General features: G+C 59.5%; 7 protein-coding genes and 3 pseudogenes. 4 read left to right on the forward strand and 6 right to left on the reverse strand.

What is annotated here, in order from left to right; translation table 11 throughout:
• Window positions 1–225 precede the first annotated feature (225 nt).
• Window positions 226–447 (forward strand): hypothetical protein, encoded by a 222-nt coding sequence (locus X738_RS85750; protein ID WP_156942783.1) that lies wholly within the window; start codon window positions 226–228, stop codon window positions 445–447.
• Between the two features lie 293 nt (window positions 448–740).
• On the opposite strand, the gene X738_RS79990 is transcribed toward X738_RS85750, so the two are convergent.
• The 5 genes and pseudogenes from X738_RS79990 to X738_RS80010 all read right to left on the reverse strand — a co-directional run.
• On the reverse strand, window positions 741–1,556 hold the full coding sequence (locus tag X738_RS79990; RefSeq protein ID WP_023804165.1) for a MurR/RpiR family transcriptional regulator: 816 nt from the start codon (window positions 1,554–1,556) through the stop codon (window positions 741–743).
• Window positions 1,557–1,613: 57 nt separating this feature from the next.
• On the reverse strand, window positions 1,614–2,309 hold the full coding sequence (locus tag X738_RS79995; RefSeq protein ID WP_023804166.1) for an HAD family hydrolase: 696 nt from the start codon (window positions 2,307–2,309) through the stop codon (window positions 1,614–1,616).
• On the reverse strand, window positions 2,306–3,088 hold the full coding sequence (locus X738_RS86570) for a metallophosphoesterase (protein WP_023804167.1): 783 nt from the start codon (window positions 3,086–3,088) through the stop codon (window positions 2,306–2,308). The genes X738_RS79995 and X738_RS86570 overlap by 4 nt, the downstream gene beginning before the upstream one ends.
• 573 nt (window positions 3,089–3,661) lie before the next feature.
• Window positions 3,662–4,033, reverse strand: coding sequence for a hypothetical protein (locus X738_RS89875; protein WP_023804168.1), 372 nt, complete (start codon window positions 4,031–4,033; stop codon window positions 3,662–3,664).
• A 336-nt stretch (window positions 4,034–4,369) separates the two neighbouring features.
• Window positions 4,370–4,759 (reverse strand): annotated as a pseudogene (locus tag X738_RS80010) (L,D-transpeptidase); the annotation flags it as partial.
• Window positions 4,760–4,872: 113 nt separating this feature from the next.
• Here X738_RS80010 and X738_RS80015 point away from each other — a divergent pair.
• From X738_RS80015 to X738_RS80025, 3 genes and pseudogenes are all read left to right on the forward strand, one after another.
• A complete protein-coding gene (locus X738_RS80015) occupies window positions 4,873–5,607 on the forward strand; it encodes an FAD-binding protein (protein WP_245277896.1) in 735 nt (244 codons plus the stop codon).
• A complete protein-coding gene (locus X738_RS80020; protein WP_023804171.1) occupies window positions 5,604–5,999 on the forward strand; it encodes a 4Fe-4S binding protein in 396 nt (131 codons plus the stop codon). Before X738_RS80015 ends, X738_RS80020 begins: the two co-directional genes overlap by 4 nt.
• A 61-nt stretch (window positions 6,000–6,060) precedes the next feature.
• Window positions 6,061–7,472 (forward strand): annotated as a pseudogene (locus tag X738_RS80025) (LLM class flavin-dependent oxidoreductase).
• Window positions 7,473–7,492: 20 nt separating this feature from the next.
• Here the strand turns inward: X738_RS80025 and X738_RS0145120 are convergent.
• Window positions 7,493–7,628 (reverse strand): annotated as a pseudogene (locus tag X738_RS0145120) (ABC transporter permease); the annotation flags it as partial.

Genomic DNA, 7,628 nt, shown 5'->3' on the forward strand with positions numbered 1-7,628 from the left:
ACCAGGATCGTCAATGCCACCCGAACAGCCAGATCGACGACCTGCTGCCCTGGGCCTACATCCCGGCTCCCGAACTCAGGGCCGTGGCCTGAGAACAGCGCTTACCTTGCACCAGAATGAGGGCGCTGGGCTGGGGAGAGACGATCGGCAACAATCTCGGGGTCGGAGCGTCTGTTCAGGACGGATCGATCTCTGTCACAGCCGCGTCTTCGGCGCAGGAACATTATGGCGGCGCGCGACCGCGACAAGACTATTCAAGTTCTCATCGATCCCCTTCAGAAGCCCGGCTTGAATTTCGGCCTGCTTGCGAAGCGCAGCAAAACCGTATCCAAGGGCGCAACCTCGACATCCACCGTCGTGCAGGGCCGAACCTCAGCAGATGTTCGGCCAGCCGCTCGTAAAGGGCTTAAGCGTCGTGTGCTTGCGCATAGCCGAGCCAACGGTTAGCATCGCTCGTCATTCGCTGACGATCGCTTGATGGCACTCCGAATAGGAAGGGCCACTTGATGGCAAATGCTTGGAAACCATCAGTCATACCCAGCCTAAGACCATCACACTAGCACGTCACGATCTCGTCCTCGGAGAGGCTCGGCTCAGTTACCTGCGAACTACTCTAGACCAAAAGTATGACCTGGCGGTCTGAAGCGCGAAAGGGAGGCTTCGCCGAAGGCGGTGTTGGCAGCGACCGACGTCTTGTTAAGCCGTTCGTACCGCTATGATTCGCGAGGGTTGAGGGATCTTCAGGTATTTTTGTGCCCCTTCAGACACTCGGCGATGCACTCGCTCAACAAAGCCATTGAAGGCATAAGCCTTGCCGATCCAGGTTCCGGCCAGGGGCCTGCGGAGCTAAGTAAGAGCACCTCATGCGCAACCTCAGAGACCGCCGATTTGTCACGCGTCGTTATTGCAAGCGTATGCGCTCCTCTGTCGCGGGCAGTTTTGAGAAAGGCAACGGTCTCCTCGCTCATACCTTCATAGGAGATGCCGATAGCAAAAGCCGAAGCATCCAGCCCGTGAGCCAGACCGCGAGCGATGTTCACAGTCCCTGTTGAATGCATCGGGATCCCCAGCCAGATCAGGCGATGTAATAATAACTCAGCGCAGATTGCGGAGACGCCCATACCAAAAGCTTCAACACGCGTGGCACTCTGTAGTCGCTCCGTCAGGCGCTCGATCTGGGCGTAGTCGAGAAGGCGAGCCGAAGCCGCAACCGAATGTTGGAGGGCCGCGCTCAGGTTGGCAATTTCCGGCCTTACATGCGTATCTTCAGAGGTGAGGTACTGTGTTAGTCGCCGGGCTTTATCGCGCTCAATCTCCCCGGTGAACGCCATCCTGAACTCGCGGAAGCCGGAGAAGCCAAGTGTACGGCAAAATCGCACAATCGACGCTTCTCCGCTGTTTGTCTGACGAGCGAGTTTGGAGATGGATATATCCCCAAGAAGTTCGGGGTTTTGGGCAATAAAATGCGCGATCCTGGATTGTGAGCTGGGTCCGCTCTTGACCAGATCATATACAGCATCCCGCACCAAGGTTGATGACCTGTCCGCGTTCTCCATTGCATCACCGCTCTCGCATGGGCGCGGGCGTAACTCGCCGACGCCGCTGCCAATCTTCTACATTGGGCAAAGGAAGCCTTTAAGCTCCTCCAAGTTCAGCAACAATGCCTCGGGCTCAAAGGTTCGGAGATCATTCCTCAGCTGACTGGAATGGTGGCGGGCGCCCCCGAACGCGCAGTAGCGCATATTTGCATTTCGCGCGGCATTAAGGCCGATGACGCTGTCCTCAATGACAAGGCACTCGCCCGTAGACACGCCCATGACTTCCGCCGCCAACAGCAGCACGGAAGGATCAGGTTTGCGGATACCGATGTCGTCGGACGAGAAGAACCGTGAGCCTACAAGCCCCAAAAGATTAGCGGCTCTCATGCGGTGGATGAGTTCGAAACGAGATGTGTTTGATGCGACACAGAAGGGAATGGTAAGCCACTGGAGCAGTTCAATCGCGCCAGGTGTCGCCGATAGGCTCGCAGAGGCGGCCAGCTGGATCTCAACCCCGACCGTTTCCATGAAGTTCTTAGGCAGGCTTACACCGATAAAGCTTTCCAGACGCAGTTGTTGATCGTTCCGCGCAACACCGGAGAGCGTTGCCGTGATTTCATCCGGATGCACTTGGACACCTTCCGCGGCGAGTTTTGTCGAAATCACCTCCGATGCTAGGATTTCCGTCTCCGCAAGGGTGCCGTCAAAATCGAAGATGATCAGTCGAGGCCGAGGCCGATCGGAAGTCGTGATTGAGGTTGCAGCCGTCATTTCGGGTCACCGGGACGAATGACAGGCAGTTGATCAAGTCCCTCGTGACGATGGACGACGACATCCGATCCGTCCAACATGACGACATCGTATGAGGGCGCAGCGGCCACGAATATGGGCTTGCCATATTGTTCCCAGTCCAGAACGATATGCTGCGCCGTGCCACGGCTGGCAGTGAACGATATGCCCGACAAACTGCCTGCCGCAGCAACATGCCGATGACCAAAGAGCATGTGGCGGACCGATGCGTTTTTCCGAACGATGGAAAAGAACCGATCGGTCTCCTTCATGTCGCTCGTCTTAAAGCAAGGCACATACAAGTCCGCTGGCGTATGGTGCATAGCAACCAAGACTGGCCGGCCGGCGGCACGGACAAGCTGGTCTTGGAGCCATTCAAACCGGCCACCGTTGAGACAACCGAAATGACTGATGTCGTCCTTCGTGTCGAGCAAGACGACGAGCCAGTCGTGCAGGTCGACAACCGCCTGAACGAAGCCTTCCCCGCCGAAGACCCCTCGAAATGCGCTGCGGTCATCGTGGTTGCCGATCGTCAAATAGACGGGCAGCCGGACCTCCGACAAGATCTCGCGCAAGAGCACGTAAGCGGCAGGATCGCCTGTATCAGCAAGATCGCCGGTAATAAGGATGAGTTTCGCATCTGCGTGTACGCGCGAGACGTGGTCCAAGGTGTCGCGGAATCTCTGCGCCGGATCGATGCCGTAAAGCGTCTTGCCAGGGGCGACAAAATGGGGGTCTGTTATATGAATGATTTTTTGCATTGCTCCACACTTACATAGGCCCGACTCCGGGAGGAAGTGGGGCGAGAAACAGGTGTTGCGTTGGGTCACCTGATGGGGCCGTTCGTTGTGGTGACCATTTATATCAGGCCTTCCTCGGCCGAGAGAGCGACCCCGTGAGCAGTGCGGAACTCGATCTTCTCGGCCACATCCAGCTGGATCGAGCCAGTTGACCGACGGCTGGCCAATGAATGTCGCGACTTCTAAATGCGTTGGGGTCGGATAAAGGGCCTCGGGGCTGGCATATTGCAGCACCCGGCCATGCTTCATCAATGCGACGCGAGCTGACATCGTCATCGCTTTGATCATGAGTGACATAGAGCATCGTCGCATTGAGCCGCTTGTTAAGCGCCACCAGCTTCGCATCGCTACCCTCAACTTTGCATCGAGGTTCGACATTGGTTCGTCCATCAGGAACAAGCCCGGCGCGAGCCATGGCCCGCGCCAGGGTGACACGCTGCCGTTGCCCTCCCGAACGTTGCGAAAGGCGTCTTTTCAGTAGATGATCAATCTCCACGATCGCCGTAGCTTCGCGAACTTTCGATGCGATTTCGGTCATCTTGGCTCGCCGCCCGACACGAAAGGCCCTACCATCGGCAATCTCTGCACCGCGCTAAGGCTCTCCATCACAAGCGGCAACGTGATGTTTTCCTCGACCGTCATATGCGGATACAGGTCATAGCTCTGAAAAACCATTGCCGGTTGCGCGCTCGCGGAGCCAAGTGGTTCACAACTCGTCCGCCAATCGAAACAGTGTCGCGGGCCTGCGCCTCGAAGCCGGCGAACATCCGCAATAGCGTTGATTTCCCGCACCCTGACTGGCCGAGACACGAATGCTCCTGCTTGACCGTCGATAGCAATTTGTTTGAGCACCTCGGCCGAGCCGAATGCTTTCAAAACACCGTCATCAGTGAGCGTCGCTCCCATGTCGTTATCCCGCCTGTCAGAGATCGTCGATATCGAATATTAGGGAGCTTTTTTTCGGATTTCTGTCAAGTGGAGGAAATTGCCGCGCGGTCGCTAGAGGAGGACATTTTTTGTGCGGTTGAGCGTCTGCCCGCGTATATCCCCGGCGCACCGGGCTCGAGAGTAGTCAGGTTGACGCCGAACTTTCGGATGCCGAAGATATCGCCGAGGGGTCTGCGAATTCGTCGCTCCAGCCTCGACGCGAACGGGGCTGGATACTGAATGGCGCACGGGCAGGAAGCGAGATCGCGACGCTGCCTGTCGCTGCACCGCCGAGTGCCGTCCCGCCGTGTTCCCTCATGCTACCTCCCCCCGCGCGCGCGCCGGTAGAACCACCGCTTTCGTTCCGACCGGCACGCGGTTGTAGAGATCGATGATGTCCTGATTGAACAGTCGAACACATCCCGACGAAACCATCGTGCCGATTGTGTGCGGCTCCACCGTGCCGTGAAGTCGATAAAACGTATCGTAGCCGTCACGGAACAAATAAAGCGCTCGTGGCCCCAGCGGATTGTTCGGGCCGCCGGGTATACCGTCCCTCAACGGTCCGTAGCGATCCGGTTCACGTGCGATCATGTTGTCGGTAGGGCGCCAGCCCGGCCACTCCTTCTTGGCCGCTATTGTAGCCTCGCCTTGAAAGTTGAAAGCTTCGACCTTCCCGACGCCGACGCCGTACCGCAACGCGCGATGGCGCGGTCATTTCGATGCCGCCGGGGTCCGAAACGACACGGCCGCTAGCGCGTGCCATGCTCAAGGGCCGCGTTTTCTGCGACCTTGCCCGGACGCCAGAAGACATCCGAGTGCAGGTACCGACGATCTCGCCCAATTTCATGTTGCCGTTCCGACGCTGGGGCATCGATCCGTATATGGACCGGTTCGAAGTGACCTTGCATGGGGAGGGGACGATCCGCGGCATCGGCGGGCTGCGCATTGTCGGCGAGGATTGTGCGACTTCGGTTCCCGGCCTTTATGCGGCAGGCGACGCGGCGACGCGTGAACTTGTCGCCGGCGCGATTTCAGGCGGCGGTAACATCAATTCTGCCTGGGCGGTGTCGTCAGGCCGGTGGGCCGGGCAGGGTGCTGCGCGCCATGCCGCGGCCAACGGTTCCGCGTCAGGCGGTCGCGCCATCGGGCAAGCAGGCCTCCGCCCGGCCGCCGCGCGGCGTGACGTCGATCTCGATGCGATGCTGTCCATCATCCAGGGTGAGATGCTTGCCTATGACAGCAACATCTTCCGCAGCGGGGAAATGCTCCGGCACTCCGCCGAGGTACTTGAGGGTGCCTGGGCGGAGTTCGATGCGCGCGCAGAGGGTGTTGGCGTCGGTCTGTTGAGAACTCGAGAAACTGCGGCCATGCTGGCCACGGCACACTGGTGTGCCGCGTCGGCGCTGGCGCGTGACGAAAGCCGCGGTATGCACCAGCGCGACGATCGGCCGGAGACGGATCCCCGCTTCAACCGGCGCATCCTCGTTGGCGGCCTGGACAAGGTCTGGACGAGATCAGATTACGGCCACGCATTGGAACTCGCATCATGATCGAACTCGTCATCGCCGAGCGTTGCACGGGTTGCAACGCCTGCGTCGAAGTCTGCCCGACCAACGTGCTCGAAATCGTCTCCGGCAATGTGCCGCACATCGCCCGGCAGGAGGACTGCCAGACCTGCTTCATGTGCGAGCTCTACTGCCGGGGAGACGCGATCTACGTCGCGCCCGATTGTGAAAACGCCACTCCAGTCGACAAGGACGAGATCCTGGCTTCCGGCCTGCTCGGCGAATTCCGCCGCAATCATGGCTGGGACGAATGGGCACACGACCCCCGCTACACCAACGAACATTGGCGGATGGAGAGCGTCTTCCTGCGCGCACGGGAGATGGCGACCGCCGAGGCGGCGAAACGGGTGAGTGGAAATTATGCCTCAGGCAGGTGAAGGTCGATCCATGCGTGCGACATCCCCTATCGCCTGAGCATTTGTCCAGGATCTCATTTCCATGACACAGAAACGGCAATTGCGGCTCGGCGCGTTCATGCGTCCCGTCAGTCTCCATACGGGTGCCTGGCGCTACCCCGGCGCCTTCCCCGATGCGAACTTCAACTTCGCTCACCTGAAGCGTTTCGCGCAGACGCTCGAAGCCGCCAAGTTCGATGCGTTCTTCATGGCGGACCATCTGGCCGTGCTCAATATGCCCATCGAGGCTCTGAAGCGGAGCCATACCGTCACCTCGTTCGAGCCATTCACGTTGCTGTCGGCGTTAGCGGCGGTCACCGACCACATCGGGCTGGTAGCTACCGCCTCCACGACCTTTGATGCGCCCTACCACGTCGCCCGGCGCTTTGCGTCGCTGGACCACATCAGCGGCGGACGGGCCGGCTGGAATATCGTGACGACGTCCAACCCGGATGCTGCACTGAATTTCGGGCTGGAGGATCACGTCGAACATGGCGAACGCTATCGCCGCGCCCGTGAGTTCTACGACGTGGTGACCGGNTTCGGGCTGGAGGATCACGTCGAACATGGCGAACGCTATCGCCGCGCCCGTGAGTTCTACGACGTGGTGACCGGTCTCTGGGACAGTTTCGCAGACGACGCATTTGTTCGCGATCAGCAAAGCGGCCTCTACTTTGATCCGGCCAGATTGCATCTCCTTGATCACAAGGGACCGCAGCTCGCCGTGCGCGGGCCGCTCAACATCGCCCGGCCGCCTCAAGGCTGGCCGGTGATCGTCCAGGCGGGTGCGTCGGAGGCGGGGAGGAGCTTGCCGCCGAGACCGCAGAGGTTATATTCGCGGCCCATGCCGATCTCGCAGCCGGGCAGCGCTTCTTCGCGGATGTGAAGGGACGCGCTGAAAAACTCGGGAGATCACGCGACGACATCAAGATCCTGCCCGGCGCCTTCGTTATCGTCGGCGAGAGCATCGAGGAGGCGCGCACCAAGCGGGCGAAGCTGGATAGCCTCGTTCACTACGAAAGCGGCATCGCTTCGCTGTCCATCGCGCTCGGTCATGACGCTTCAGGCTTCGATCCGGACCAGCCACTCCCTGATGTCCCCGAGACCAACGCGAGCAAAAGCGGGCGCGAACGTGTCATTGAGCTGGCACGAGCCGAGAATCTAACGGTCAGGCAGTTGGCGCAACGGCTGGGCGGCTATTCTGGCCTTGCCTACGTGGGCACGCCACAGATCATTGCTGACCAGATGGAAGAATGGCTCTTCAGCGACGGCTCCGACGGCTTCAACGTCATGTTTCCCTATCTTCCCGCTGGCCTTGACGACTTCGCCGAAAAGGTAGTGCCGGAACTTCAACGGCGTGGACTATTCCGACGCGAATATGAGGGGTCGACGCTCCGCGAAAATCTCGGTCTGTCACGCCCCGAGAATCAGTTTTTCGAGCAGCTGTCAGGTTAAATTAGAGAAGCGTGTTCGGATCATACTCGGTGGTCGAGCCGGGCGACGAGCCTGTCGCCTATCCACTGGATGCCGCAGACGAGAATGATCAGCACGATCACCACCGCGACCATGACAGCGGTCTCGAAGCGCTGGTATCCGTAGCGGATGGCGAGA

The organism is Mesorhizobium sp. L48C026A00, assembly GCF_000502375.1.
GTDB lineage: Bacteria > Pseudomonadota > Alphaproteobacteria > Rhizobiales > Rhizobiaceae > Mesorhizobium > Mesorhizobium muleiense.